At 76.1% G+C, this 1,519-nt stretch carries 1 protein-coding gene; it reads left to right on the top strand.

Annotation, left to right across the window (positions count from 1 at the left end):
* The first annotated feature begins 269 nt into the window (after positions 1-269).
* Positions 270-1,337 carry a WD40 repeat domain-containing protein gene (locus VR44_RS29655; RefSeq protein WP_045950701.1) on the top strand — a complete coding sequence of 356 codons (1,068 nt, stop codon included), beginning with the start codon at positions 270-272 and terminating at the stop codon, positions 1,335-1,337.
* Positions 1,338-1,519 lie beyond the last annotated feature (182 nt).

Genomic DNA, 1,519 nt, shown 5'->3' with positions numbered 1-1,519 from the left:
GTCTCTCGGTCACCGGGCCGGGCGGCGGTCCGTCCGCGGCCCCCGGCGCACCGGCCGGCGCCTTCGGGCCGCCGCCCGCCGCCTTCGACGCCGCGCCCGGTGCGGCGTTGCACGCCCTGCCGACACAACCGGCCGAGGCAACCCCGGCCCCGCCCGGCCCACCCGGCACGCCCACCGCGCCCGCACCTGGATCCGCGCCGGAACCCGTACCCCCGCCCGCGTCCACGTCCTCATCCACGTCCGCATCCGCGCCCGCCGGTTCCAGGGCCGTGTCCCGCCGTACCCTGCTCCTCGGCGGGATGGGCGCCGCCGCGGCCGCCGTCGCCGTACCCGCCTACCTGCTGCGGGACTCCTGGACGGGACCGGCGGCGCAGCAGGACCGGACCAGGCCCGTGGCCCGCCTCGAAGGCCACCCGCAGTCCCTGGTGTCCCTCGCCTTCCATCCGGACGGCCGGACCCTGGCCGCCGCCGGGTCCGCCGGTGAGCTGTGGCTGTGGGACACCGTCACCCGCCGTACGGTCACCAAGTTCACGGGCGAGCCCCCGCACGCCAACGGCCTGGTCTTCAGCCCCGACGGCCGGACGCTGGCGGCCGCTTGCCAGGACGGCACGCTGCGGCGCTGGGACGTGCGGACCCGGACGCCGCTGCCCGCGCTCTCCGGATTCGAGGCGTACTCGCTTCCGACCCCGTACTCCCTCGCGGTCAGTCCCGACAACGCGGTCCTCGCCGCGGCCGGCGCGGGCACGGTCCAGCTCCTCGACCTGGCGAGCGGACGCCGCCTGAAGAAGCTCGACGCGGGGGAGCCGTCCGGCGTGCTGTTCACCCCGGACGGCAAGGCGGTGGCCACCGCCTCCCGCCAGCGGGTACTGCTCTGGGACCTCGGCGGCGGGGAACAGCCCAGGACGTTCACCGACGACTCCGTCGCGTTCCGCTTCAACAGGGTGCTGATCAGCCCGGACGGAAAGACCATCGGCGGTGCGGGGCCCGGCGTCCACCTGTGGGACCTGGCGACCGGCCGGCCCACCGCCACCCTCACCTCGCCGCACCGCCGCCTGGAGGAGGCCGCCTACCGCCCGGGCCACCCGGCGATCGCGGGCGGCGGCTTCGGGTTCGGCCCGGGGGACGACGTCACGGACAAGGCCAGGGCGGCCACGGGCGGCACTGTCAGCCTCTGGGACCTGAACACCGGGCGCGTCGCCCAGACCCTCACCGCCGACCTCCGGCAGTCGACCGCCGCCCCCTTGCTCTCCGCCCTGGCCTTCAGCCCGGACGGCAAGACCCTCGCGGCGGCCTTCAGCCCGTCGGACAGCACGATCCAGCTCTGGCAGCTCGCCTGACCGGCGGCCCTTCTCCTCCTCTCGACGGACGGTGTTCATGGACGCGTTGTTGCCCCACGATCCGCGGTGGGTCGGCCCCTACCGCCTGGAGGGACGGCTGGGCGAAGGCGGCATGGGCCAGGTCTTCCTCGGCACCTCGCCGGGCGGCCGCCTGGTCGCGGTGAAGCTGATCCGCGCGGAGC

Origin of the sequence: Streptomyces katrae (assembly GCF_000966975.1) — a bacterium.
GTDB classification, from domain to species: domain Bacteria; phylum Actinomycetota; class Actinomycetes; order Streptomycetales; family Streptomycetaceae; genus Streptomyces; species Streptomyces katrae.
Note: the sequence above shows the minus strand (reverse complement) of the source record. Positions and strands in the feature narration are given on the sequence as shown.